The following is a 24,401-nucleotide window of genomic DNA, read 5'->3' on the forward strand; positions in this document are numbered from 1 at the left end:
ACGGCAACAGTTTTTGCAAGAGTCCTTCGCTGGCCTTGCCTGCCACCCGATGCCCCTGCCCACTGCTGCCCTTGCCTGCCTGCCATGCCCGGCGCTCTGCGCCGGCGCGGCAACCGAGGGGGTGCATGGCTGATTCAACCTTGCTCAGTGGCGACCTGAGGCTGGCCGGCCGCCTCGATGGGCGTTTTTTTGAGCTGCTGGAGGCCCTGCACGCCACGGGCTCGATCAACCGCGCCGCCCGCGCCGCGGGCTACACCTACAAAGGCGCCTGGCTGATTCTGGAGAGTGCTGCCAAGCTGGCGCACGAACCCCTGGTGGAGCGCGTGGTGGGCGGGCGTGGCGGTGGGGGCACCCGCCTCACGCCGGCCTCGCTGGGCCTGCTGGCCGCCTGGCGCCATCTGCAAACCCAACAAGCCGCCTTCTTGCGCGAGCAAGAGGCCTGGCTCACCCAGCAACCGGCACTCGCCGGGCTTTTAAGGAGCGTTTCCATGAAGACCACCGCACGCAACCAGTTCGCCGGCAGCATCACGGCCATCGAGAGCGGCCCCGTCACCACCCAGGTCTGCGTGCAGATCGCAGGCGGCCATGAGGTGGTGGCCACCCTGACCAGCAAGGCGGCCGAGCGTCTGAAGCTGGCCCTGGGCAAGGCTGCCATCGTGATGATCAAGTCGTCGGCCGTGGTGCTGGTGACCGACTTCGGCGGCTATGCCCTGTCGGCGCGCAACCAGTTTGCCGGCACCCTGTCGCGGGTGGAGCGCGGCGCCGTGTCCTCGCTGGTGGTGCTGACCCTGCCCGGCGGCATGCACCTGACCGCCAGCGTCACCAACGATGCGGTGGACGCCCTGGCCCTGCAGGTAGGCCAGGCCGCCACGGCGGTGTTCAAGGCTTACTCGGTGATGGTGGCTGTGGCGGTGGATTGAGGGTGGGGGCGCATGACCTCGATGGCGCCACCCAAGAAGAGGCGCCCCAAAGCTCCATCCGCTGAGGGCGTGCTGAGTGGATTCACGGTTGGCTGTGCCAAGGCCTGAAGCCGCCACCCTCCAGGGGGCGCGCTGTCAGATCTAGCGCGGCAGCCTAAAAAAGTGGCCGTCAGATGAATTCACCTGACGGCCAGATCAAAAGCCCGACGATGTGTTCGTCGAACTGAAGCTCACCCCCGCGAGCTATGGAGCTGCGCTGACCACCGCGTTGCTTCAACTCGATACTCAGCGCCTGGGTTCAGTATCTGTGCCGCCAGGCTGCCGGTGAACGAAGCCATTTGCATATCCATAGGTGGGAAACGGCAGCGCATTTCCAAAATCAGTCGAGGTGGCTGGCGCCCCTCCATTCACACGCCTGAAATCTTGCCGTTGGCCTGGTACACGGGCCAGTAGTTCTCCAACTTCAGTTCGGTCAAGGCGGCTTGCAGAAAGCGGGTGTCGATCCAGCCATCGACATTGAACTTGGCGCGGGTCAGCTTGAACTTGTAGGCCTGCTCGACCGCGTCCTTGTAGCGGGCCACCAGAAAGGGGTCGAACTGCGGGTTGAAGCGCACGCGCAGTGGCTCGCCGTCGTAGTCTTCCTTCCACACCTCGTAGGGGAAGCCGGTGCGTGCCCAGATGCGGAACACCTCGTCGCGGTTCAGGTCGTCAGAGGCCCAGCGGGCGGTCTGCACCACGGCCTTGACCAGGCGTTGCGTGAGCGCGGGCTGGGCGGTGGCGAACTCGTCCGTCACCAGCAAATGGCCTTGGCGCGTGAAGATGGGCGAGTCGCCCTTGCTTGAATACACGATGCGCGCCGTGCCATTGAGCCGCAGCGAGATCAGATCGAGCCCGCCGAACAAGGCGTCGATGTCTTTGCTGGCCAGCGCGGCCTTGCCTGCAGCGGTGTCGAGGTTGAGGGCGCGCAGGTCTTTCTCGGTCAGGCCGTTGGCCTCCAGCAGCCGGTTGATGGGCAGCTGTGCATTGGTGCCCTTGAAAATGGCCACGCGTTTGCCGCGCAGGTCTTTGACCGACTGGATGGGCGAGTCCGGCGGCACCGCCAGGTAGATGTTGGAGCGGATGCCGGTGGCCAGGATCAGCCGGGTCTTGAGCCCCGCCGCCTTGGCCACGATGGCGGGCAAATCGCCCTGGAAGGCAAAGTCCAGCTGCTTGTTGGCCAGCGCCTCATTCACGGCCGGCCCGGCCCCCTTGAAGAAGAACCACTCGATCTTGACGTTGTCGCGGCTGAACTCCTGCTCGATCCAGCCCTTGGCGTGGGCGATCGAGATCGAACTGCCGTAAAAGCCCGGTGGGTTGCCGATCGCGGGCTGGGCCACGCCCAGGCGGATGGTGGTCACGGGGGCTGGCGACTGGGCCCAGGCGCCGGCACCCTGGGCTGCAGCCGCGAACGCCAGGGCTGATTTGACGATGTCTCTGCGATGAAGATCCATGCGGGGTCCTTGAAGGGTAAGACGGATGGGGGCGACCTGGGATGGGTGGCCTGGGATGACACGGGCTGTCGCCAGGTGGCGCCACACCAAGTGGTGGCCCGCGCCCTTGAAGGCCGACAGGCCCAGGCCAGTCAAGTTCACTTGCAGACCCGATGTACGCCCCCTTGATGGGTTGCAGCGTATGGAATGGGCGCCTTTGCCCCAACGACTGAATCTGAATGAGGACATTACAAAATCAGCAAGCGATCGCCTCGCGTGGCGTGCCCCGCCGGTGAGCGCGCTATAAAGGCGCTGTCTGCCCACCCCACAAGGAGCGCCCGTGATCCATGGTTTTTTACAACTGCTGGCCTTCCAGGCGCTGGGTGAGTTGTGCAGCCGCTTTGCGCTGCCCTTCATCCCCGGGCCGGTGCTGGGCCTGGTGTTGCTGCTGGCCTTCCTGGGCCTGCGCGGTTCGGTACCGGCCAGCATCGATCTGGTGGGCAGCGGCATCCTGCAGCACCTGGGCTTGCTGTTCATCCCGGCCTCGGTGGGCGTCATCATGTACCTGCCCTTGCTGGCCGCCAACGCGCTGGCCCTGGGGCTGGCCCTGGTGCTGAGCGTGGCGGCCACCATCGCGGTGACGGCGCTGGTGCTCAAGGCTGTGGCCCGCCCCAGCCCGGAGGACGAGCATGCGCCCTGATCTGCCCCCCATCCACGAGATCTGGGTGTATCTGGCGGGCAGCCCGCTGTTTGCGCTGCTGCTCACCCTGGGGGCCTATGCCTTCGGGCTGTTCTGCTACGAGCGCAGCCGGCGCAACCCCTTGGCCAACCCGGTGCTGCTGGCCTTGCTGGTGGTGGCCCTGGGCCTGACCCTGGCCGACATGCCCTATGCGCGCTACTTCGAGGGGGCGCAGTTTGTGCACTTTCTGCTGGGCACGGCCACCGTGTCGCTGGCCATCCCGATCTACAAGGGCTGGTCGTCGCTGCGCGGGCGCTTTGGCGTGCTGCTGCTGGCGCTGGCGGCGGGCGGGGTGTGCTCGATCGCCGTGGCGGTGGGTGTGCTCAGCTTGCTCCATGCCGATGCGGCCCTGGTGCGCGCCATGTTCGCCAAATCGGTCACCGCCCCGATTGCCATGGGCATTGCCGAGCGCATCGGGGCCTCGCCCACGCTGACGGCGGTGTTCGCCGTCACCACCGGCATCCTGGGCGCCGTGCTGGGGCGCTATGTGCTCAATGCCTGCCGGGTCACGGCGTGGTGGCAGCGCGGCTTTGCACTGGGGGTGGCCGCGCACGGTATCGGCACCTCGCGGGCCTTCAGCGTGCACCCGGCCGCCGGCACCTATGCCAGCCTGGGCATGGGCCTGCACGGCATCCTGGGGGCCACGCTGATCCCGGTGGTGCTGCGCTGGGTGTCGGGCTGAGGCGCTCCCGGGGCTGAGGGTTGGAGCCCGGCGCCGGGGCGGGGCTGGGCTTGTCGTTTTTCGCCAAGCGCATTGGTCAATCCAGCCATTGGCGGGCTGTGCGGGCCTGCCTACGCTTGGCGCTCACACCCTCCGATCGACCCTTCACCCGAGTAGCGACCACCGTGTACCTGACCCAAGGCCTGCACCGATCACTGCAGCGACACCCCGACAAGCCTGCCCTGCGCCATGTCGGCGACGGCGATGTGCGCACCCATACCTTTGCCGAGCTGCTGCGCGACACGGGCCAGCACGCGGCGGCCCTGCAGGCGCGCGGCGTGAAGGCGGGCGACCGCGTGGCCTTGCTGGCCCCCAACCACGACCGCCTGGTGCGGGCTCTGTTGGCCTGCTGGTGGCTGGGCGCCGTGGCCTGCCCCTTGAACGTGCGCTGGAGCCCGCCCGAACTGGCCTATGCCGTCAGCGACAGCGGGGCCAGCCTGCTGGTGGTGGACGAGGCACTGGCAGGCTTGGTGCGCGAGCTGCCGCTGCCCGTGATCGACTTTGAGCAACTCGCCCAAGAGGCCCAGGGCCTGCAGGCCCTGCCCGATGTGCGCGCCGGTGGAGACACCCTGGCCGCCATCCTGTACACCGGGGGCATCACGGGCCGATCCAAGGGGGTGATGCTCAGCCACGCCAATTTCTGGACCGCCTCGATGACCCGGGGCGCCGAGTTGAACAACGCCCCCGATTCGGTCTCGCTGCTGGTGGCGCCCCTGTTCCATGTGGCCGGGCTGGGCCGCCTGGTGGGCCAGACCCTGGTGGGCGGCACCTGCGTGACCATGGCGCATTTCAAACCGTCGGCGGTGCTGGAGGCCATCGAGCGCCACGGCATCAGCGATGTGGTGGTGGTGCCCACCATGCTGCAGTCGCTGCTGGACGACCCGCGCTTTGCACCTGAGCGCGTGCGCAGCCTCAACCGCATTGCCTTTGGCGCCGCCCCCATGCCGCCCGACCTGCTGGAGCGGGCCCTGCAGGCCTGGCCGCATGCCGAGTTCTTCCAGGCCTATGGCCTGACCGAAACCGCTGGCGCGGTCTGCATCAACCTGCCCGACAACCACCGCAACCCGGCGGCCCTGGCCCAGGGGCGTTTGAATTCGGTCGGCCGTGCCGGCCTGGGGGCCGAGATCCAGATCGTTGATGAAAGCGGGCGCGAGCTGCCCGCAGGCCAGGTGGGGCAGATCATCGTGCGCGGCCCCATGGTCACCCGCGGCTATTGGCGCCTGCCCGAGGCCAGTGCCGAGGCCTTGCGCGGCGGCTGGCTGCACACGGGCGATGCCGGGCGCATGGATGCGCAGGGCTATCTGTACATCGTCGACCGCCTCAAGGACATGATCATCTCGGGCGGCGAGAACATCTACTGCGCCGAGGTCGAGAGCGTGCTGCGCACCCACCCGCTGGTGTCGCAGGCCGCCGTCATCGGGCGGCCCGACCCGCACTGGGGCGAGGTGGTGCATGCCGTGCTGGTGCTGGCCGACGGGGCCACGCCCGAGCAACTGCCGCTGCCCGTGCTGCGCGACTGGTGCCACGAACACCTGGCCGGCTACAAATGCCCGCGCGGCCTGAGCCATGTGCCGGCGCTGCCGCTGTCGGCCGCCGGCAAGGTGCTGAAGACGGTGCTGCGCCAGCAGCTGGCCGCATGAACACGCCCCTCCCCAACGCGACCACCCCCACGGCCGGCCCACAGGTGGTGGTGGGGGCTGACCCGCGCCAGATCTTCAGCCAGGTGCCCTTCATGGCCTGGCTGCAGATGCGGCGTGAGTTTTCTGAGGGCGGCAAGGCCCGCCTCGCCATCGACGCCCGCGAAGAGCTGGGCAATGTGATCGGCGCCGTGCACGGCGGCGTGGTGGTCACCCTGCTGGACGTGGCCATGGCCAGTGCGGCGGTCTCGTACCGGGATTTCCAGTGCACGGCGGTCACCCTGAACCTGAACACGAGCTTCATCGAGCCCGGCCGGGGCAGCCTGGTGTGCGATGGCGAATTGCTGGCCTGTGACGAGCAGGTGGCCACCTGCCGCGCCGTGGTGAGCGATGCCGAAGGCCGGGTGGTGGCGCGGGGGCAGGGCACCTTCCGCTACCTGCCGCTGCCCTTACCAGCTGCGGCAGCGGCTGGCAGCACAGCGCCGCGGCGCTGAAACGCCCTGATTTCGACAACAAGACCAGGAGACACCCATGAACCCCAAGCTTCCTCCTTCGAATCGGCACCGACCCAACCGGCGCCAGTGCCTGGCCGGCCTGTCGGCGCTCGGCCTTGCCGGCCTGGCCGGCCAGGGTGTGCCGGCCCGTGCCGCGGAGCGCTTTCCGAGCAAGCCCATCCAGCTCGTGCTGCCGTTTCCGCCTGGGGGCTCGTTCGACCCGGTGTTCCGGTCCCTGGCCGAGGCGGCCTCGCGCGAGCTGGGGCAGCCGGTGGTGCTGATGCACCAGCCCGGCGCGGGCGGCGTGGCGGGCACGGCCAACCTGGCCCGAATGGCCGAGGGCGACGGCTACACCCTGGCGGTGATGCACAACTCGGTCATCCGCGCCCCGCTGGTGCAGCGGGTGAATTGGGACCCGATCAAGGATTTCACCTACCTGGGCGGTTTCTTCGGGCTGGTCACCGGGGTGTGCGTGGCGCGCGATGCGCCCTGGAAGAGCTTCAACGAGCTGATGGCCGACGCCAAGGCCCGCCCCGGCGCCATCAGCTGGGGCAATGTGGGCGCCATCAGCATCAACCGCATCACGGCCGAGCGCATGGCGCGGGGCGCGGGCACCTCGTTCAACATGGTGTCGTTCAAGGGCGGGGCCGAGGCCTTTCAGGCCCTGATCGGGCGCCACCTCGATGTGTACGCCGACCCGGGCTTCGGCCCCCAGGTGCAGGGCGGGCGGGCGCGCCTGCTGGCGGTGTTTCTGGAGCAGCGCCACAAAAGCTACCCCGAGGTGCCCACCCTCAAAGAGCTGGGCTACCCGGTGGCCATCGACTCGCCGGTGGGCCTGGTGGCCCCCAAGCGCCTGCCGCCCGAGGTGCTGCTGCGCCTGCACGAGGCCTTTCGCAAGGCCGCCAGTGACCCGGCCTACCTGAAGCAGCTCGACGCCTTCGACATGCTGTCTCAGCTCACCAGCCCCCTGGAGTACGCCGATTACGCCCGCGCCCAGTATGAGCGCGATCAGAAGATGCTGGCCGAGATCGGCTTCAAACTGGATTGAGGAACCGATGAGCAACAACAACCCCTTCGACTTTCAGGGCCGGCACGTCTTTGTGGCCGGCGGCTCCTCCGGCATCAACTTCGGCATTGCACAGGCTTTTGCCGAGTCTGGCGCGCGCATCAGCCTGATCAGCCGCTCGGCCGACAAGGTGGACGCCGCCGTGGCCACCCTGCAGGCCACCGGTGCCGATGCTTTTGGGCAGGCTGCCGACGTGCGCCAGCCCGAGGCCGTGGCCGCGGCCCTGGCGGCGGCGGCTGGGCGCTTTGGCCCCATCGATGTGCTGGTGTCGGGGGCGGCCGGCAATTTTCTGGCGCGGGTGCTCGACATGTCGCCCAATGCCTTCAAGACCGTGGTCGACATCGACCTGATGGGCAGCTTTCATGTGGCGCGCCTGGCCCACGAGCACTTGCGCCAGCCCGGCGCCTGCGTGATCCAGATCTCGGCCAGTCAGGCCTTCACGCCCACCCCCTACCAGGCCCATGTCTGCGCCGCCAAGGCCGGGGTCGACATGCTGACCCAGGTGCTGGCCATGGAGTGGGGGCCGCAGGGCATCCGCGTCAACTCCATCGTGCCCGGCCCGATTGCCGACACCGAGGGCCTCAAACGCCTGGCCCCCACCGCCGACACCCTGGTCCAGATGGCCCAGCGCGTGCCCCTGCGCCGCCTGGGCAAAGTGAGTGACATTGCCCTCATGGCCCAATGGCTGGCCAGCGACTGGGGCAGCTTCATCACCGGCGCCATCATCCCGGTCGATGGGGGCCTGTCGCTGAGCGGCCCGCGCGATTTCTCGGCCGCCGCCGAGGCCACAGCGCGGGGGGCCCGTTGATGCATGAAGACAGGGGTGAAGAAAGCGATGAAAAAAGCGATGAAGAAAGCGATGAAGAAAGGGCCGACGCCGAGCTGCAGCAATGCCGCCTGCTGCACCAGGCCTTGCGCCAGGCCGCCCGCACCCGCCTCGATGACGAGACCCGGGCGCTGGCCGCGACCGACCTGAGTCTGGTCTTCAGCACCGCATTGGAGGGGCCGCTGCAGACCCGGGCTCAGGTCACGGGCGGGGGCCGTTCGGTGTGCTTTTGCGAGGCCGAGCTGCTGGACAGTGCTGAGCGCACGGTGGCCCGGGCCATGGGGACGTTTCGGTATCAACAGGTTGGGGCGGTGCAACGCTGAGGGGCGGCTGGCTTTGGCCACAATAGAGGCCCCGCGGCCAATCCCTCACAACCATGTTTCTTCTGACCGGTGGCACCGGCTTCATCAGCAGCCACACCGCGGTGGCCCTGGCCGAGGCCGGCCTGCCCTGTGTGCTGCTCGACAACCTGGCCAACAGCCCTGAATCCACCCTGCAAGGCCTGGCCCACATCACGGGCCAGGCGCCTTTGTTTGTGCAGGGCGATGTGCGCGATGCGGCCCTGCTCGACAGCTTGTTTGCCCGCTACCCCATCCAGGCGGTGCTGCATGGGGCCAGCCTCAAGGCCGTGGGCGAAAGCCTGGCCCAGCCGGCGCTCTACCACGACAACAACGTGGCGGGCACCGTCACCCTGATCCGCGCCATGGAGCGCGCCGGGGTGCGGCGGCTGGTGTTTTCTTCGTCTTCTACCGTGTACGGCAACCCCACGCTGCAGTGCCTGCCCGAGACCGCCCCCCTGGCCCCGCTGAACCCCGAGGCCCGCAGCAAGGTGATGGTCGAGCAGATCCTGCACGACGTGGCGGCCAGCCACCCCGATTGGCGTGTGCTCAGCCTGCGCTGCTTCAACCCGGTTGGCGCCCACCCCAGCGGCGCTCTGGGCGAAGCACCCCGCGGCCAGACGCTGAACCTGCTCACCGTGATGGCCCAGGCCGCCGCCGGCCAGCGCCCGCCCTTGAGCATCTTCGGCAACGACTACCCCACGCCCGACGGCACCGGCGTGCGCGACTACATCCACGTGATGGACCTGGCCCGGGGCCACCTGGCCGCTCTGCAACAGGTGCTGCAGGTGCTGAAGAAGGGGCCACCGCCAGAGGCCCGCCACCGCGTGCTCAACCTGGGGCGCGGCCAGGGCATTTCGGTGCTGCAACTGCTTCAGGCCTTCGAGCAGCACACCGGCCACCGCGTACCGCACCAGTGGGCCCCCCGCCGCGCGGGCGACGCGGCCTGTTGGGTGGCCGATGTGTCGGCAGCGCGCCAGCACCTTGGGTGGCAGGCAGAACTGGGGCTGGCAGAGATGTGCCGGGATGCCTGGCGGTGGCAGGGGAGGGCTTAGCGGAGAGCACCGGCTGGGCCTGAAATTCATTCGCCACAACTGAGACTTTCTATTACCTGCAGGGGCCGGCCAAAAGTCAAAAACGGCATTAAAAATCCATGTGATTCTTTGAATATCACATTGGAGGACCCTCGCCATGCGCCGATTGGCACACTCAAATCGCCTGATAACTTCACCCGCAGAAACGCTTCAGAGCTACCAGGGTGAGGTGCTGGAGTGCCATGGCAGCCAAGCTCTGGTTCAGACGGCTCTGGGCCTGCTCACTGCTGGGTTGGCAACGCATGTTCCTGGGGTCGAGCCAGGGCAACGGGTGGTGCTGCATTGCACGCCTGATCCTCCCCACCAGCACGCCTTGATCGTCGCTGCGTATCCATTGAAGAACGCTCAATCTGCCCCGATGCTGAACTACGACGCAGGCAGCCGTACCCTGAAGATCTCGGCCACCCGTCTTGAACTGAGCGCATTGGACACCGTGGTCTTGCGTTGTGGTGAGGCCTCGATCCGTCTCGATGTGCAGGGCGAACTTTGCAGCCAGGCCGACCGCATCCTGAGTGCCGCACTGGGCTCGCATCGAATCGAAGGTGCGTCAGTCGAAATCAACTGAGCGGCCTGCCATGAACGCAGTCCATCCCTTGCCCGTGCCCTTGTCACGATTTCGCCTGCCTCCCCTGCCGGGACTGCTGGAGCAGATCATGGACAAGGGCTTGCGCGCCCGCCAGCGGCGCAGTCGCGTGATGAGTGAGCAAGGGGCCAGCCTGAATGCTCTGAAGGTCATCGATACCCAGATTGAACATTGCATTGTGGCCCTGAGCCTGGACCCTGCAGAGGCCGAACGGCTGCTGCTGGCACGCATCGACGACGCTGAGGCACACACGGCAGGGTTGCTGCCAGCCTGTGTGTTCATGCGTTGCGCGTTGGCGATTCAGTGCCATGGCAAGGATCTGCCTTCTTGGTTCGATACGTATCTGGGCGAGCACCCCGATGATGTTCGCGATGCACTGTTGTTCTGTCCGGTGCCAGCCAGCCTGCTCGAAGAGCGCAATGACCACATCTTGCCCTTGATGCGCCGACAGCCATTGTCCCGTCTCTCCCTCTTTGCTGAGCTGATTGGACGCCTGACAGTGCAAGAAGTCCGAGGCAATTTGCTCGCCGCCCAGCGAGCCAACCCCCAGTTGGCCCCGGTGCACCTGGCCTTGCTACGTCTGGGTATTTGCAATGCCCGCAGCGAAGCCTTTGTGCGCCATGCGCTGGCGCAAGGCACTGCGGACCAGCAGATGCAGGCCTTGCAATGGGTGGGCATGTCTGGACAGCGAAGTCTCTATCAGGTGGGCGAGCAATTGCTTCATTCGCCGTATGCGCCTGTGCAAAGCCTGGCCTGGGCGCTGCATTCTCTGGACCAGCCCACGCGGGCCGTTGAGTCGGTTTTGGTGCTGGGTGTCGCAACGGGCGACGGGCTGCACACAAGCCCTGGCAAAGGCCCGTTGCCGGAGGCGATCGGGTGGCGTGTGCTGGCCCTGTGCGGGCATCTCAAGGGCCTGATGGCGGCCTGCCACCGCATGGCCTCGCAGACCGGGCCGGTGACCGCACCCCAGATGGACTTGCTGTTACTCCTGCTGGGGCAGGTGCCCCCCGCCTTGCGCCGGAAGCCGAACCGTACAGAGTCAAGACAGCAAGCCCTGCGCGAACTCGTACTGCAGAGTTTCAGGCAGGCCTTTGTACCTCTTCAAAACGGCGCGGACACTGCGCCTTGGACGCTGCCAGCCTGGGTCAGCGATGCGCAGCGGGCCGCCAACCTTCGCATGCGCACGGGTAGGCCGCTGAACCATGCGCTCCAGGTCAAGGCTTTTCCAGCCGTGTTTGGCGAGCTGTCTCAGTCCTTGCGGCAATGGCTCTATTTCGAGCGCGCCTATGCCACCCAAAGCCCTTATTCCATCGATCCCGGAGAGGTCGCGCGGCGTCAGTATGGTGGCGCCATGCTGGTCGGTTTCGCAGGTGAGCTCCAAGGCGGCGATCCATCGGCAGCGCCGCACTGATACCCCCATGACCATGGAGCTTCAGAACAACACGCCGTTTGTGGCCGACATGATGCAGATGGTGGATGCACAGGGGCGCGAGGTGCAGTTGGTGATCGTGAAGGCGACCTGGTTATTCGATAGCCAACTGCCTGCCCCGCCCGCACAGGCAGCACCCTTGTATCGGCGCGCTCAGCGCTGTCGTTTGGGCGATCTGGCGCTGGACCCGCTGCAACAACGCCTGCTGGAGGCTGCGCGCAAGGCCGACGACTGGGTGGATTGGGTGGGGGCCGACTACGGTCTGCCCAAGCCTGCGCTGGACGTGCTGGTCGCCGGCCATTGCCATGCGCCTGGCGGGCGCGCTTGCCGCTTGTTTGAAGCAGGCTTGTGGATTGACGAGCAGCAATGGCTGATCCATGCCCACGCTCCGCGTTGTTGGCGCCCTGCCACGTTGCTGGGCTGGCGCATCGAGCCCCTGGGCAGGGTGGCCAGCGTGCCCATGCATGCTGCGTTCTCGTTCGGGGGGCAAATGAATCCCGAACGCGGCCCGCAAATATTCTTGGCGGTCAAGGGGCCTCCTGAAGAGCAGACCCGTCTGAGCCTTCTGCCTTGGTTGGAAGACCCCAGGGCACCGATCCGAACCCCCAAGGATCGGCCCACGCCTGCAGGGTGGAACCATTGGCCCAGCGATGCGCCTCACCGCCAGCGCCACGTAGGGGCCTGTGATGAGGTTTGGCGGCAGCTGCGTGCCCCGCGCCCGCCCCAGGATTTCGACCCGCGCTTTTACAACCTGGCAGCGTCTGCGTTGCAACTGGGCACCGTGCCTGCCCCCGGCACGCCTGTCAGGTTGCTCAATCTGTCCAGCCGCGGGCTCGACACATTCGCCTGGCCCGACCTGGGCTTCAGTCTGCAAGTGCAATCCCAAAGCGGGCTCCGCCCTCCAGCCATCGATCTGGTGCCCGATACCTTGTTGATCGAACCAACGCTGCGCCGCTACAGCATCACCTGGCGCACTGCGGTTCTGCAAGGGGTTGGGCCTGCCCGGTTGGGCCAGTTTCACCTGAGTGTCCGCCGGGCTGCAAGCCGCCCTCCCTTTGCCCAGAGTAAACGATGACCTCGTCTTACAACGCCCGCCCGCTTCTCGCGCTGCAGAGTTGGGGAGCAGTGACCGCCCTTGGCCATTCGGCAGGGCAGACCCTTTCCTCGCTGTTGGGAGGTTTGAGCGGCTTCCAGTTGCAGCACTTGCCCGAACTCAGTGCCGAGCCCCTGACATGTGCCCCCTGCCGGCATGCGCTGGGCATCGGGCAGGAGCAGGGCGCTCAGCGACTGCAACCGCTTCTGCAGTCGGCCCTGGCTGAGGCTTTGGAGCGTCTGCCCCTGCCTGAGCGGCCGCCAGTGCGGCAAAGCCACCTGCTTTGCCTGCTGATACTGCCCTGTTGGGTCGACGCCGACATGTCCCGGCGCCTCGAGCGTGCCGCCGAACAGACCTTGGCGGCGCACCCGATCTGGCCCTTGCTGGGGCGTCGGCAGGGCTGCACAGCGCTGCAGGGCAGCGGTGGCGCCGCCCATGCCTTGCGAAGAGCTTATGCCGAGCTTGAAACCGATCCTCACCTGCAGCACATTGTCATCGCCGCCGTCGATTCGTGGGCTGAGCCTTCCGTGCTGGACAAGGCCGCTCGCGAAGGCTTGATCCTGAGCCATGGCGCGGCTCAGGGCACGCAGGGCTTTGTGGCCGGTGAAGCCGCTGCCTGCCTGGTGCTGCGGCCTTGCGCCAGTGTTCAGCACCTACCCCCGGGTGGGTTCGTACTTCACCGCCCTGGCTTACAGGACAACCCCAGTCCACGCTGGCCCAGCGCCATCGAAGGCGATGGCCAGGCCCTCAACACCGCAGTCGAGCAGGCTCTTTCTCAGGCTGGCCTGAAAGCCGAGCACCTCAGCCATCTGGCCAGCGACATGGATGGCTCGGGCTGGCGCGTCATGGATGAATTGCGGCTGCAGCAGCGTGCGTTGGCCGGGTGTACCCAGGACGCCAGCGTTCTGCGCATCGCTGAACAGTTAGGGCAGACCGGCGCTGCCGCCTTGCCCTTGATGTGGGCCATGCTGGCCGAAAAAGAGGCCCGTCATATCGAACGGGTGAATGCCGCACTGACCTGGAGCTTGGGCATGGACCAGAGCACCGCGGCGGTGGTGATGGAGCGCTCACCCCGGCGCGCCGCGCGATGGGCCCCAGGAGCACCCAGCCATGGCTGAGCTGAGCACCCATCAGCTGCTGGTCATCTCGCAAAGCCAGATCGGCACCATCGATCAGAACGTCGACCCGGTGCACCTCAAGCCCAAGGGCGAGCCGGGCTTGTCCACCCACAGCAACGACAGCAGCGTCATCGCCAACCCGGCCGCCACCGTCACCCACAACGGCACCGCCCTGGCCCACAACCACAGCGTCATCGACAACGGCCGCCACGATTTCAACGTGATGCGCAGCCTGTTCACCCAGGTGCAGCACCACGGCAACCGCCCCCTCGAGTACGACAAGCAATTCCACATCGAGGGCCACCACGCGGTGATGCACGGTGTCAAGACCGGCACCGCCACCGTCTGGTCGCCGCTGCCCTCCGTCGCAAGAAGCGCCATCGAGAACGGCCAGAAGGTCATCGAGGGTGTCAGTGCCGAAGGCCTGGCCAAGGCCGGCGCGGCCAACGCCCAGGCCGTGATGGAGCAGATGCTCTCCCCGGAGGGCGCGCTCAATCTGGCCATCACCTTGGGCCTGTTGGCCCTCAACGCGGTGCCTGGCGTGGGCTGGGTGGCCAGTGCCTTTCTGGGGGCCGACCGCCTGGTCACCTTGGTCGAGAACCTGGGCCCCAGACTCCTCCAATTGAAAGACCTGGTGGCGGCCTGGACCGAGCCCATGACACCCGCCCAGTTGGCCGAAGCCAGCGCCCGCTTGGAGCAATGGATGGCCGCCGCAGGCACCGCACTGGTGATGAGCCTGTTGGGCAAGGCCGGCGGCAAACTGGCGCCCAAGATCAATGCCTGGGGCAACTCGGTGAAAGAGGTGGTGGTGGGCACGTCGGGCGGGGGCCGCAAAAGCCATTGCGCCTGCGCCACCAAGGGCCCTGTCATCGTCGCCACTGGCGAGAAGACCCTCACCGAGCTCGACTTCGAACTCAACCACAGCGTGCCCATCACCTGGCAACGGTATTACCGCTCAGGCTTGCAGCACGACGGCTGGTTGGGCCAGGGCTGGATGTTGCCGGTGTCCGTCGAATTGCTGCTGGGTGCCCAGGGCCTGCAGTTGCTGGACGAGCGTGCCCGCACCGTTCCCCTGCCCTGGCTGGAGGTCGGCCAGACCCATTGGGATGCCTATGAGCAATTCACCCTGCAACGGCTTGATCCCACGACCTGGGTCGTGCGCCAGAAGAGCGGCCTGGCGCTGTACTTCGTCAGGCACCACCCAGCGCAATGGCGACTGCCCCTGCGCGGCCTGGTGGACCGCGATGGCCAGGGGTTTGAGCTGCTTTACCCGGCAGCCCCTCCAGATCTGTTCACCCCCCACCGGCCCTACCAACTGCGCGACACCCAGGGCCGCGTGCTGCACCTGAGCTGGACCGCGGCCGCCCATCTGCAAGAGATCAGCCTGCAAGCCAGGCCTGGCGCCCAGCCTCGGCTGCTGGTGCGCTACCGCTATCAAGATCAAGACCTGGTCGAAGCCACCGACGCCGCAGGCCACAGCCGCCACTACCGCTGGCAAAACCATGTACTGACCGGCTACACCACGCTGGAAGGGGGCACTTTTGAGGCCAGCTACGACCACTACCACCCCGGTGGCAAGGTGCAGCGATCCTGGGCGCAGGACGGCACGCTGGACGACCGCTTCAGCTACCAGCCCCAGCTTCGCCGCACCACCGTCACCGACGTGCTGGGGCGGGCCACCGTCTACGAGTACGACGCCCGCGAAGACATCATTGCCAGCACCGATGCCGCAGGCCAGCGCACCCTGACCCCCACCGACGCCAACGGCAACCCGCGGGGCGTGCAAGACGCCTTGGGCCGAAGCACCCGCTACCAGCACGATGCCCGAGGCAACCTGGTGAGCCTCATCGATGCCGCTGGCCATGCCACCCGCACCGAATACAACGCACTCGACCTGCCCGTGCGGGTGACTGACGCGGCAGGCGGCCAGTGGCTGCGCCACTACGACGAGCTGGGTCACCTGACCGAGCAGATCGACCCGCTGCAGCAGAGCACCCGCTACGCCTACAACGCCCGAGGCCTGCCCGTGCAGATCACCGATGCCCGGGGCGGCACCCAAACCCTGCAGTGGGACGCGCGCGGCCTGCTCTCGCAGTTCACCGACTGCTCGGGTCAGACAAGCCAGTTTCACCACGATGACCTGGGCCGCCTGGTGGAGCGCCGCGACAGCCTGGGCCAGAGCACCCGGTACCAGTACGACGTGCTCAACCGACTGGTGCAGCTCACCGAGCCCGACGGCGGCGTACACCGCTACCGCTACAGCGCCGCCGGCCAACTGCTGAGCCACACCGACCCACTCGGGGCCCAGACCCGTTACGCCTACAACCTGCGCGGCCAGCTCGTCATGCGCACCGGCGCCCTGGGCCACACCCTCAAGTACCGCTACGACCGCGCCTCTCGTCTGGTGGCCCTGCAAAACGAGAACGGTGCCTACCACCAGTTCCGCTACGACGTGCTCGACCGCGTCACCGACGAAATCGGGTTTGATGGGCGCCACCAGCGCTACGTCTACAACGCCGCGGGCGAGCTGACCCACCTGATCGAAGCCGGCGGCAGCGATCTGGGCCCAGGCAAGCTCACCCACTTCGAGCGCGACGCCCTGGGCCGCCTCACGGCCAAGCGCCATGAGGGCGAGGTCAATGAAGACGGGCCACCATCGGCATCGTCGCCGGACACCGGCGCGCCGTTCCCCGCCAGCAGCCGCTACCGCTACGACCCCCTGGGCCGCCTCATCGATGCCAGCAACGCCGCTGCCCAGATCACCCTGGCCTACGACCCCATGGGCCAATTGCTCAGCGAAACCCAACGGCTGCACGGCCCCCTGCCTCTGCAACGCAGCCTCAGCCACAGCTACGACCCCCTGGGCAACCGCATCCGCACCGTGCTGCCCGATGGCCGTGCACTCAACCGGCTGTACTACGGCTCGGGGCACCTGCACCAGATCAATCTGGAGACGCCTGCTGCCAAGCCTGGCGAGCCCTCTGCTTTCGAGACCATCACCGATATGGAGCGCGACGCCCTGCACCGGGAGGTGCAACGCAGCCAGGGCGCGCTCAGCAGCCGCTACGACCACGACCCCATGGGGCGCCTCACCCGCCACCAGGCCAGCCTGGGCAACCTGGGTGCCCAACGGGGCCGTGCAGTGCTGGAGCGCCGCTACGCCTACGACGGCGCCGGCCAACTCCGACAGCGCCAAGACAGCCTGCGCGGCGGTCAATCTTTTGAGTACGACCCCACCGGCCGCATACTGGCGGCCCTGCCCACGGCCAGCAACACCGCATTCGCGCCCGAACGCTTTGTGTTCGACCCCGCCAGCAACATCCTGAGCCCACCCTCGTCGAACGAATCAGGGGCCCCCCAGGCCTCGCGCCCCCGCCAGTGGGTGCCCGACAACCGGCTGCGCTTCTACCAAGACCTGCAATTTGAGTACGACCCGCATGGCAACCTCACCCGCCGCATCCAGGGCAACCAGAGCCGTCAGCAACACAGCGACACCCGCTTGGGCTGGGACGCGGCCCATCAACTGATCTGCACCCAGGTCAGCCGCCACGGCGTCACCCAGACCACCCACTACCGCTACGACGCCCTGGGTCGGCGCATCAGCAAGGCCGATGCCTTCGGCAGCACCCACTACCTGTGGGATGGCGACCTGATGGTGCAAAGCCAGCGTGCCAGCCAGCAAGCCGCGTTGTTCATCTACGAGCCCAACAGCTTTGTGCCTTTGGCCACCGTGCAGCAAGGCCAGACGTTTTGGTACCAGTGCGACCAGATTGGCGCTCCGCTGGAGTTGACAGACGCCCAAGGGCGCATCGCCTGGGCGGCGGAATACAAGGTGTGGGGAGAGGCCAAGGTCTGGCAGGGCATGAGGACGGGGACAGATGGGTGGACGGATCGAATGGAACTGCGCTCAGAAGGGCCGGCGCAGATGCCAGCGCTGGAGCAGCCGTTTCGGTTTCAGGGACAGCAGTTTGACGCCGAGACGGGGCTGCATTACAACCGGTATCGGTATTACGATCCGGTGGTTGGGAGGTTTGTTTCTCAGGATCCGATTGGGTTGTGGGGAGGGATCAATGTATTTCAATATGGGCCCAATTCACTCAAGTGGATTGATCCTTTTGGCTTGGCCGGATATGAGGTATCCATGAGTAATACAGCATCCAATGATACTTTGGCGCGTGGAGTGCACGTCAATATACAAGGGCCAGGCTTGCCCAATTCTGGGGGACATATTGGAATCGTGCCAACACAAGATGGTACTGGCCTTTCAACTAAACCGATTGATGCTGCAACCAAAAATCTGCCTGAATCTCAGCAGAGGAAAGTTTGCAGATGTGTTGTGGATTTTTTTAGTAAGTCCAGAAATTATTCTAAAATCAATAAGCAAGCACAAGGCGGAATCGATAAATTTCCTGGAACTGCTAGAGCCGTAGAGATGGAGCAAGTACGTGAACTTGCAAACAAGGGAGTACCTGTACGATGAGAAAATCTATCATCTCTTCACCTTTGCTTCAGGCATCAATAAGCGACATATTGTATATATTTCTAAAGGAAAAATATATTGCAAACCCAAATTTATTAAAAATAAAAGACTTCACTATCGAGGAGTTATTGAAAAATTCATTCGAAATGACAGGAGATGATTTTTTTTGTTTATACGAAAAAACCTTCAGACTTCAAAACACGAGAGTTTATGCAAATGTGAAAAACTATTTTCACAATGGGGAGTTCATTTCAAACGGCATTGACTTTTTTGGTGCAGATAAGATGTGTAATGCGTTAAAGAAGTTGAAGGATAAATTCGAAAATCATTTCGAAATTAATTCAGTTGAACTTCTTGTGGATGAATCATTTAATTATGGCTCAATGATTATAAATGGATTTCTTGATGTAAGGTTCTCCAAGCTAAGGAGGCCGAAGAGAAAGAAGAAATTCTTTCTTGTCGGCATCTCCACTGATTATGAGGTTTCCAGTGGTGAACTTGCGAAAAATGGCAACACCCACGGCGCTCGACTCCTTAAGGATTATATTTCTTTCTTTAACGCATCGAAAAAATTTAAAAACGACCCAGCAATTCAAGAGTTGGTGACATGCGTGATGAAAAACTTTCCTCATGCAGTTGTTTAGTACCTTAGATCGGCTTATATGGATATCGACAAGATCAGACCGACTCGCCCGACCGGCCAACGAACCGAGAGCCGATGATGATTGGGTCGTTCCTAATCGATTTGGTCATTTGGACGAAGGTGAATCAGCATCATATGGTGCAATTGCTTTCACACCCCAACGGCCCGTCAATCGCACAGGCGACGCCAGCATGTCATTCCAATGCCGAAACCCATGAATAGGGTCAAGTCTTCCCACGGGGTACTTGTTTCAAGTACAAATAGGATTCTATTGAGGTCAGCCTCATCGCTGATCATGAGTTTGCGCGGGGCTCCCTTTTTGGATGGAGCAAAGGCTGGAATCAGAGGCTGTAGATCCTGCCACAGACCTTTGCTAGCAGGACGTCGGGCCATGGTGGCGCAGAGCATAACTGCTCTGCAGACATTAAGAAGTAAGTCGCGTTAGCAAATCTTAATATTCGCCCTATTGAGAATAATCCATCTGGCTATTTTTCTAGTACAGCCTTAAATTATAAAATTTATGGATTGAATATGAGCTCTATTTCTGGATTGATGGAAAATGATGCATTTCTTATTGGTCTATACGGGGCCTTGCCGAAGTTTGAAAATATTAACATCCATCAGATAAATTTAAATTGGAATGGGCCGTGCGCCAATGTTATTTTCGACTTGAGAGATTTTCCTAATTCTCCTCCGAGGAAATGGAGGGGTTTTAACACCGTTCAACTTGAAATATCTCTCTTCCCTCTGGTTGAGGTTCGTATTGAAAAGTTTTCGAGTGGAAATGTTTGTAATGTTTGCATTGAAAAAAAGGCGCTTTGTTTTGTTTTGAAATGACGGGTGCCTCAGCGGCGAGTTTTGTTGCCCCATCTGTCCGCATCAATAATGTCTCTGCATACTTGAATCTACCCTGATTGTATGGAAACGATTTGCCCGAATTGCCACCCCATTGCGCCGTTCTAGTAAGCGTAGGAAATAGCCATCCACGGCTAAGAAATCTATGGCATTAAATTGGCCAGCGCCCAGGTCACCCGCCACGGCGTCACCCAAACCACCCACTACCGCTACGACGTCCTGGGCCGGCGCATCAGCAAGACAGACGCCTTTGGCAGCACCCAGTACCTGTGGGACGGCGACTTGATGGTGCAAAGTCAGCGTGCCAGCCAGCAGGCGGTGTTGTTCGTCTATGAGCCCAACAGCTTTGTGCCCCTGGCCACCGTGCAACAAGGCCAGACCTATTGGTACCAGTGCGACCAGATCGGCGCACCGCTGGAACTGATGGATGCGCAGGGGCGTGTGGCCTGGGCGGCGGATTACAAGGTGTGGGGAGAGGCCAAAGTCTGGCAGGGCTTGAGGACGGGGACGAATGGGTGGGCGGATCGAATGGAACTGCGCTCAGAAGGGCGGGCGCAGATGCCTGCGCTGGAGCAGCCGTTTAGGTTTCAGGGGCAGCAGTTTGACGCGGAGACGGGGCTGCACTACAACCGGTTTCGGTATTACGATCCGGTGGTTGGGAGGTTTGTTTCTCAGGATCCGATTGGATTGCGGGGTGGATTTAATATCTATCAATATGCCGTCAATCCAATTGCATGGCTAGATCCATTTGGATTATCTGGAGCTGCGGGAAATATAACTGGACCCAATATTCCAGATGGACTTCAGACGGGCTCGAGTACGTTGGAAGGAGGTCGTGGTATTTCCAATCCGGCAGTTCAGCAGGCGTACGATAATGTCCCAAAAGAAGTCAGAAGTTATTATCACGGCAGTTGCGCCGAGGCAGATATGCTGAGCAAATCTGCTAACAAAAAAGGAATAACCTCTTTGGCAGGGCTGAGGGAAATGGTGAATGGTGCAGTCATGAATGTTTGGCGTAATGACAGAAAAATGAAGCCCATGATAGCCTGCTCATCTTGTGCTCACGTGAAGAAACAATTGGGCATAGGCGATGGATGTAATTAATCAAAGGTTGATTTATGAAAAATCCGGAAAATTCTAGCTCGGAAATGAAATCATGTATGTCGCAGTGCGGTATTTTTGAAAGTGAATTTGACATAAGGGAAATGCCCTATGATGAAATAATGAGGATTTTAAAGGATTATATTTCCGAAAAAATAATAATGTCAAAAAACGAGATGTGGAAGTTTTCGCCGAGTGCATTGAGAATCGTTAGATTCTACATTGAAAAGGTGGATAACTATTTGCTAGGAAATATTTCAGATGAGGAGTTAAATATTTACTGTAATGAAAATTTTGGCAATATGGAAGACTCAGGAATTTCGCTAAATGATTTTAATATTTATAAAATAATTCATTACATTTTATTTAATAGAAACAGGTCGTCCGTGGCCATGGATGGTGCAGATTACCTAATTGGTTTCTTTTTTATGGATGTGGGTCGGTTTGGCGCGGGGGCTTGCGAGCAGTTTAGAATTTATATTGAAGGGCATTCAATAATGTCGAACTATCGGATTAAATATTGATTTTAAATTCCCCATTAAAATGAATTCACCAGTTGATGGCAAGTCCTAGCTTTCCACTATAGGGGAATGAGGATGTGAATTATGCCTGAAGAAGACCATTTTGAAACAGACGACCAGGCTGTTCGCATATCAAGACATCCACCACGAGTAATGACCCTGTGGAATTATCAGAATTTGAAGCGTTGGAGATTGCAGAAGTGCTCAAAAACTTCGCAGCTCGGATTTGATGTTTTTCAGAAAGGCCCGCCCAGCCCGCCACTGTTAAAGTCATCACGGACGTAGAGCGCAACGCCCTGCACCGCGAGGTGCAACGCAGCCAGGGCGCGCTCAGCAGCCGCTACGACCACGACCCCATGGGGCGCCTCACCCGCCACCAGGCCAGCCTGGGTGCCCAACGGGGCCGTGCAGTGCTGGAGCGCCGCTACGCCTACGACGCCGCCGGCCAACTCCGACAGCGCCAAGACAGCCTGCGCGGCGGTCAATCTTTTGAGTACGACCCCACCGGCCGCATCCTGGCGGCCCTGCCCACGGCCAACTACACCGTATTCGCGCCCGAACGCTTTGTGTACGACCCCGCCAGCAACCTCCTCAGCCCCAGCTCGCCCGATGGGCCCATCCAGCCGGTGCCCGACAACCGGTTGCACTCCTACCAAGACCTGCAGTTTGAGTACGATCCGCATGGCAACCTCACCCGCCGCATCCAGGGCAACCAGAGCCGCCAGCAACACAGCGACACCCACCTGAGCTGGGACGCGGCCCACCAACTGATCAGCGCCCAGGTCAGCCGCCACCGCGTCACCCAGACCTCCCACTACTGCTACGACGCCCTGGGCCGGCGCATCAGCAAGGCCGATGCCTTTGGCAGCACCCACTACCTGTGGGATGGCGACCTGATGGTGCAAAGCCAGCGCGCCAGCCAACCCGCCGCGCTATTCGTCTACGAGCCCAACAGCTTTGTACCTTTGGCCACCGTGCAGCAGGGCCAGACCTACTGGTACCAATGCGACCAGATCGGTGCGCCGCTGGAGCTGACAGATGCGCAAGGGCAGATAGTGTGGAGTGCGGACTACAAGGTATGGGGCCAGGCCAAGGTCTGGCAGGGCTTGAGGACGGGGACGAATGGGTGGGCGGATCGAATGGAACTGCGCTCAGAAGGGCGGGCGCAGATGCCTGCGCTGGAGCAGCCGTTTAGGTTTCAGGGGCAGCAGTTTGACGCGGAGACGGGGCTGCATTACAACCGGTATCGGTATTACGATCCGGTGGTTGGGCGCTTCATTTCTCAAGATCCGATAGGACTCAAGGGTGGTATTAATAATTTTCAGTACTCGCCTAATCCTGTTAAGTTTGTTGACCCGATGGGGTTGGCGTGTCTTCCTCCTCCTCTTCCAGGAAGGCCGACACCTGCCAGTACCGGTGGAAAATTTGAGCCAACTCAAGGTAGTGGGCATTACAAATACCATCCGAAATGTAAATGCAAAGGATATCTTGATAAGAAGGGTGATGTCTGGGAACCAACCGACCATAACGGGACACATGCCCCACACTGGGATGTGCAGCATCCAGACGGTACGCATACTCCAACCTATCCTGTAAAAGAGTGAGTATCATTGTGAAGAAGTCGACAAAATATTTGCAAAAAAATTCTCAAGTACTAGTTCAATCTTTTTTGGGATTTACGACCAGCCCAGGCGATACGAGAGATATAGATAACTATTGGAAGTTAATAGGAAAAAAAGGACTTGTTTTAATGAATGAAAAGGAGGGTGGAATGAGCCGTCATGTAAGAGGGGAGAGGGTTTTGGTTAAATTCTCGGATGATGTGAAGGCAATGGGCTTGAATTTTCATAATGATGTCGAAAATTCCCTATGGATGTTTGTTGTTGATTTGATGCCATGCGAAGATCAAATTTAAGCCGAAAACCTTTTTATCCCTGCGTCCTCAATCCGGCCATGAGGTCGGGCAGTGTGCGGGTTTCGGCTAAGGGATGGATTCCCCTCATTTTCCTAGTGAACTCTCGGTCATGCAGACACTCATTATTTAAATCAAGTAGTTGATCGGAAATGCCACTTAGGCAAATTGGTGCCGTCAAAGGTGGCGGCGTTCATCGAATAAATAAACGACGTTCAAGAATGAATCCAGTTGTGGAGGCTGACGTTTTTCAGTCATTGATCAGCTACTCTCAGGAGCGCGTCTAAATGTTTTCTCGCTAAGTTTGGTGGCCAAGTGCCGCGCCAAACCATAGCGCTCTGGCCGTCATCCCCCCCCGCTAGTGGGTGCCTGAAAAACGGCTGCGCTTCTACCAATGCCTGCATTTTGAGTACGACCTGCATGGCAACCTGATACGCCGCATCCTGCCGAGAAGCCTCTTCCTAAACCCACTGAGTCGAGTCGGAACCGTTCTGCGAACTTGATTTTCCAGATTTCTGCTCAATTAAAAATTTTCGCTGAGTTGGGTTGGGTATGTGTTTCTGTTGATTTTGGGGAAAAAGACTAAATTCGACCCCGGCAGCCATTGAAATCGTCAGTGACAGGAGATGTATATGGAATATTGGACGGTCGTTTTCCCAGCTTGTGAACAAGGGCGCTTATTTGTTGCGAAAGTTTTAAGTTCGCATGAACTTTTTCTGCTTTGCGAAGAGTGTGAATCAGCTTGGTTGAATCCTGAGAAGGTTGGCTTAAATTTATCCTTTGATTCTCAAGGATTGGCAATTCGTCGTGCTGATTCTGACGATATCAAGAATTCAGGATGGGGGCACTTCATCATGACTGGGTCAGCGTGATATCTACCAAAATCGAATTTGTCTTCACTGCGGTGAGCGCGAAAGAGGATTGTTTACGCTGAAATACCTCTTAAGTGAGGAAAATATTTTTGATGCTGTTGGATGATTTTGAAGCTTGGAATCCCAGTCTTGAGGAGATAAAGATCAGCATCTGGCGTGCCTGCAATATTAAAAGTTGCCGCTTTGAAAGATGTGCTCGTTCGAATTCAATGTGTGGGGCTTGGCCGGCATGGCGCCCAGCTGCAGGCAGGCTGTGGGCAGCTTTTGATGGCTAACACGACAGGTCCACGAACCGAGAACAGATGATGGCTGCGGCTCAACGTGAGCAAGGCTTGATGGATATCGAGCCGTCTTTCGAATCGAATCCTCAGTTTTCCAGACCCGGCAAACCACCCCACTGCTGAGTTCGGTGGTCATCCGTGGCGCTGGATGGCCCGGTTGAGTTCATGGCGAGTTGGTCTGAAGCCCACACGGGGGCGGCGTGCCTAGC

21 protein-coding genes and 3 pseudogenes are annotated in these 24,401 nt (G+C 61.6%); 21 read left to right on the top strand and 3 right to left on the bottom strand.

The features are described 5' to 3' along the window. The first annotated feature begins 125 nt into the window (after positions 1–125). Positions 126–920: a TOBE domain-containing protein gene (locus L880_RS34855; RefSeq protein ID WP_027475073.1), complete on the top strand. Its 795-nt coding sequence runs from the start codon at positions 126–128 to the stop codon at positions 918–920. Positions 921–1,327: 407 nt separating this feature from the next. On the opposite strand, the gene L880_RS0107075 is transcribed toward L880_RS34855, so the two are convergent. After that, complete coding sequence (locus tag L880_RS0107075; protein WP_027475074.1) at positions 1,328–2,410, bottom strand: ABC transporter substrate-binding protein; 1,083 nt, start codon at positions 2,408–2,410, stop codon at positions 1,328–1,330. A gap of 319 nt (positions 2,411–2,729) precedes the next feature. Here L880_RS0107075 and L880_RS0107080 point away from each other — a divergent pair, with 319 nt between their 5' ends. The 14 genes from L880_RS0107080 to L880_RS35505 all read left to right on the top strand — a co-directional run bounded on the left by L880_RS0107080 (position 2,730) and on the right by L880_RS35505 (position 18,651). Continuing rightward, a complete protein-coding gene (locus tag L880_RS0107080; protein WP_019572794.1) occupies positions 2,730–3,089 on the top strand; it encodes a CidA/LrgA family protein in 360 nt (119 codons plus the stop codon). Continuing rightward, positions 3,079–3,810, top strand: a complete 732-nt coding sequence (locus L880_RS0107085) for an LrgB family protein (protein WP_027475075.1) — start codon at positions 3,079–3,081, stop codon at positions 3,808–3,810. Before L880_RS0107080 ends, L880_RS0107085 begins: the two co-directional genes overlap by 11 nt. Before the next feature lie 164 nt (positions 3,811–3,974). Continuing rightward, positions 3,975–5,489 (top strand): class I adenylate-forming enzyme family protein, encoded by a 1,515-nt coding sequence (locus L880_RS0107090; protein WP_027475076.1) that lies wholly within the window; start codon positions 3,975–3,977, stop codon positions 5,487–5,489. After that, positions 5,486–5,980 (top strand): PaaI family thioesterase, encoded by a 495-nt coding sequence (locus L880_RS0107095; protein WP_027475077.1) that lies wholly within the window; start codon positions 5,486–5,488, stop codon positions 5,978–5,980. The genes L880_RS0107090 and L880_RS0107095 overlap by 4 nt, the downstream gene beginning before the upstream one ends. 37 nt (positions 5,981–6,017) lie before the next feature. Next, positions 6,018–7,028, top strand: a complete 1,011-nt coding sequence (locus L880_RS0107100; RefSeq protein ID WP_027475078.1) for a tripartite tricarboxylate transporter substrate binding protein — start codon at positions 6,018–6,020, stop codon at positions 7,026–7,028. Positions 7,029–7,035: 7 nt separating this feature from the next. Next, positions 7,036–7,854 carry an SDR family oxidoreductase gene (locus L880_RS0107105; RefSeq protein WP_027475079.1) on the top strand — a complete coding sequence of 273 codons (819 nt, stop codon included), beginning with the start codon at positions 7,036–7,038 and terminating at the stop codon, positions 7,852–7,854. After that, positions 7,854–8,195 (top strand): hotdog family protein, encoded by a 342-nt coding sequence (locus tag L880_RS31855; protein ID WP_051443131.1) that lies wholly within the window; start codon positions 7,854–7,856, stop codon positions 8,193–8,195. Before L880_RS0107105 ends, L880_RS31855 begins: the two co-directional genes overlap by 1 nt. 53 nt (positions 8,196–8,248) lie before the next feature. Continuing rightward, positions 8,249–9,265, top strand: coding sequence for a UDP-glucose 4-epimerase GalE (galE, locus tag L880_RS0107115; RefSeq protein WP_027475080.1), 1,017 nt, complete (start codon positions 8,249–8,251; stop codon positions 9,263–9,265). A gap of 136 nt (positions 9,266–9,401) precedes the next feature. Continuing rightward, entirely contained in the window at positions 9,402–9,869 is a 468-nt protein-coding gene (locus L880_RS35500) for a hypothetical protein (protein ID WP_157462662.1), read from the top strand. A 10-nt stretch (positions 9,870–9,879) separates the two neighbouring features. Then, positions 9,880–11,298: a hypothetical protein gene (locus L880_RS36010; RefSeq protein WP_169737731.1), complete on the top strand. Its 1,419-nt coding sequence runs from the start codon at positions 9,880–9,882 to the stop codon at positions 11,296–11,298. A 7-nt stretch (positions 11,299–11,305) separates the two neighbouring features. After that, positions 11,306–12,391: a DUF2169 domain-containing protein gene (locus L880_RS0107135; RefSeq protein WP_027475083.1), complete on the top strand. Its 1,086-nt coding sequence runs from the start codon at positions 11,306–11,308 to the stop codon at positions 12,389–12,391. Between the two features lie 338 nt (positions 12,392–12,729). Next, on the top strand, positions 12,730–13,527 hold the full coding sequence (locus L880_RS34290) for a hypothetical protein (protein WP_157462664.1): 798 nt from the start codon (positions 12,730–12,732) through the stop codon (positions 13,525–13,527). After that, positions 13,520–18,007 (top strand): RHS repeat-associated core domain-containing protein, encoded by a 4,488-nt coding sequence (locus L880_RS0107145; RefSeq protein ID WP_027475085.1) that lies wholly within the window; start codon positions 13,520–13,522, stop codon positions 18,005–18,007. Before L880_RS34290 ends, L880_RS0107145 begins: the two co-directional genes overlap by 8 nt. Then, positions 18,004–18,651 carry a hypothetical protein gene (locus tag L880_RS35505; protein WP_157462666.1) on the top strand — a complete coding sequence of 216 codons (648 nt, stop codon included), beginning with the start codon at positions 18,004–18,006 and terminating at the stop codon, positions 18,649–18,651. The genes L880_RS0107145 and L880_RS35505 overlap by 4 nt, the downstream gene beginning before the upstream one ends. Positions 18,652–18,803: 152 nt before the next feature. On the opposite strand, the pseudogene L880_RS36295 reads toward L880_RS35505, so the two are convergent. Further along, positions 18,804–19,058 (bottom strand): annotated as a pseudogene (locus tag L880_RS36295) (transposase); the annotation flags it as partial. Positions 19,059–19,181: 123 nt separating this feature from the next. Between L880_RS36295 and L880_RS34870 the strand changes: the two are divergent. The 6 genes and pseudogenes from L880_RS34870 to L880_RS35515 all read left to right on the top strand — a co-directional run bounded on the left by L880_RS34870 (position 19,182) and on the right by L880_RS35515 (position 23,911). Continuing rightward, positions 19,182–19,487, top strand: a complete 306-nt coding sequence (locus tag L880_RS34870; RefSeq protein ID WP_084461094.1) for an Imm50 family immunity protein — start codon at positions 19,182–19,184, stop codon at positions 19,485–19,487. A 402-nt stretch (positions 19,488–19,889) separates the two neighbouring features. Continuing rightward, a pseudogene (locus L880_RS36795) lies at positions 19,890–20,264 on the top strand (RHS repeat-associated core domain-containing protein); the annotation flags it as partial. A 359-nt stretch (positions 20,265–20,623) separates the two neighbouring features. Beyond that, positions 20,624–21,130, top strand: a complete 507-nt coding sequence (locus tag L880_RS0107155) for a hypothetical protein (RefSeq protein ID WP_157462669.1) — start codon at positions 20,624–20,626, stop codon at positions 21,128–21,130. A 293-nt stretch (positions 21,131–21,423) separates the two neighbouring features. Beyond that, positions 21,424–22,731, top strand: a complete 1,308-nt coding sequence (locus tag L880_RS0107160; RefSeq protein ID WP_483772903.1) for an RHS repeat domain-containing protein — start codon at positions 21,424–21,426, stop codon at positions 22,729–22,731. Next, on the top strand, positions 22,728–23,042 hold the full coding sequence (locus L880_RS35510) for a hypothetical protein (RefSeq protein ID WP_157462671.1): 315 nt from the start codon (positions 22,728–22,730) through the stop codon (positions 23,040–23,042). The genes L880_RS0107160 and L880_RS35510 overlap by 4 nt, the downstream gene beginning before the upstream one ends. Positions 23,043–23,671: 629 nt before the next feature. Continuing rightward, on the top strand, positions 23,672–23,911 hold the full coding sequence (locus L880_RS35515; protein WP_157462673.1) for a hypothetical protein: 240 nt from the start codon (positions 23,672–23,674) through the stop codon (positions 23,909–23,911). Between the two features lie 271 nt (positions 23,912–24,182). On the opposite strand, the pseudogene L880_RS35520 reads toward L880_RS35515, so the two are convergent. Then, a pseudogene (locus L880_RS35520) lies at positions 24,183–24,303 on the bottom strand (IS5/IS1182 family transposase); the annotation flags it as partial. Positions 24,304–24,401: the final 98 nt, after the last annotated feature.

Source organism: Curvibacter gracilis ATCC BAA-807 (genome assembly GCF_000518645.1).
GTDB classification, from domain to species: Bacteria; Pseudomonadota; Gammaproteobacteria; order Burkholderiales; family Burkholderiaceae_C; genus Curvibacter; species Curvibacter gracilis.

Bases quoted from the DNA above. Each gene is read 5' to 3' on its own strand.
- galE (WP_027475080.1), top strand. From the start codon at position 8,249: ATGTTTCTTCTGACCGGTGGCACCGGCTTCATCAGCAGCCACACCGCG.
- L880_RS0107085 (WP_027475075.1), top strand. From the start codon at position 3,079: ATGCGCCCTGATCTGCCCCCCATCCACGAGATCTGGGTGTATCTGGCG.
- L880_RS0107135 (WP_027475083.1), top strand. From the start codon at position 11,306: ATGACCATGGAGCTTCAGAACAACACGCCGTTTGTGGCCGACATGATG.
- L880_RS0107095 (WP_027475077.1), top strand. From the start codon at position 5,486: ATGAACACGCCCCTCCCCAACGCGACCACCCCCACGGCCGGCCCACAG.
- L880_RS31855 (WP_051443131.1), top strand. From the start codon at position 7,854: ATGCATGAAGACAGGGGTGAAGAAAGCGATGAAAAAAGCGATGAAGAA.
- L880_RS0107155 (WP_157462669.1), top strand. From the start codon at position 20,624: ATGAAAAATCCGGAAAATTCTAGCTCGGAAATGAAATCATGTATGTCG.
- L880_RS0107105 (WP_027475079.1), top strand. From the start codon at position 7,036: ATGAGCAACAACAACCCCTTCGACTTTCAGGGCCGGCACGTCTTTGTG.
- L880_RS0107100 (WP_027475078.1), top strand. From the start codon at position 6,018: ATGAACCCCAAGCTTCCTCCTTCGAATCGGCACCGACCCAACCGGCGC.
- L880_RS35500 (WP_157462662.1), top strand. From the start codon at position 9,402: ATGCGCCGATTGGCACACTCAAATCGCCTGATAACTTCACCCGCAGAA.
- L880_RS34855 (WP_027475073.1), top strand. From the start codon at position 126: ATGGCTGATTCAACCTTGCTCAGTGGCGACCTGAGGCTGGCCGGCCGC.
- L880_RS0107075 (WP_027475074.1), bottom strand. From the start codon at position 2,410: ATGGATCTTCATCGCAGAGACATCGTCAAATCAGCCCTGGCGTTCGCG.
- L880_RS0107145 (WP_027475085.1), top strand. From the start codon at position 13,520: ATGGCTGAGCTGAGCACCCATCAGCTGCTGGTCATCTCGCAAAGCCAG.
- L880_RS34870 (WP_084461094.1), top strand. From the start codon at position 19,182: ATGAGCTCTATTTCTGGATTGATGGAAAATGATGCATTTCTTATTGGT.
- L880_RS34290 (WP_157462664.1), top strand. From the start codon at position 12,730: ATGTCCCGGCGCCTCGAGCGTGCCGCCGAACAGACCTTGGCGGCGCAC.
- L880_RS35515 (WP_157462673.1), top strand. From the start codon at position 23,672: ATGGAATATTGGACGGTCGTTTTCCCAGCTTGTGAACAAGGGCGCTTA.
- L880_RS35505 (WP_157462666.1), top strand. From the start codon at position 18,004: ATGAGAAAATCTATCATCTCTTCACCTTTGCTTCAGGCATCAATAAGC.
- L880_RS36010 (WP_169737731.1), top strand. From the start codon at position 9,880: ATGAACGCAGTCCATCCCTTGCCCGTGCCCTTGTCACGATTTCGCCTG.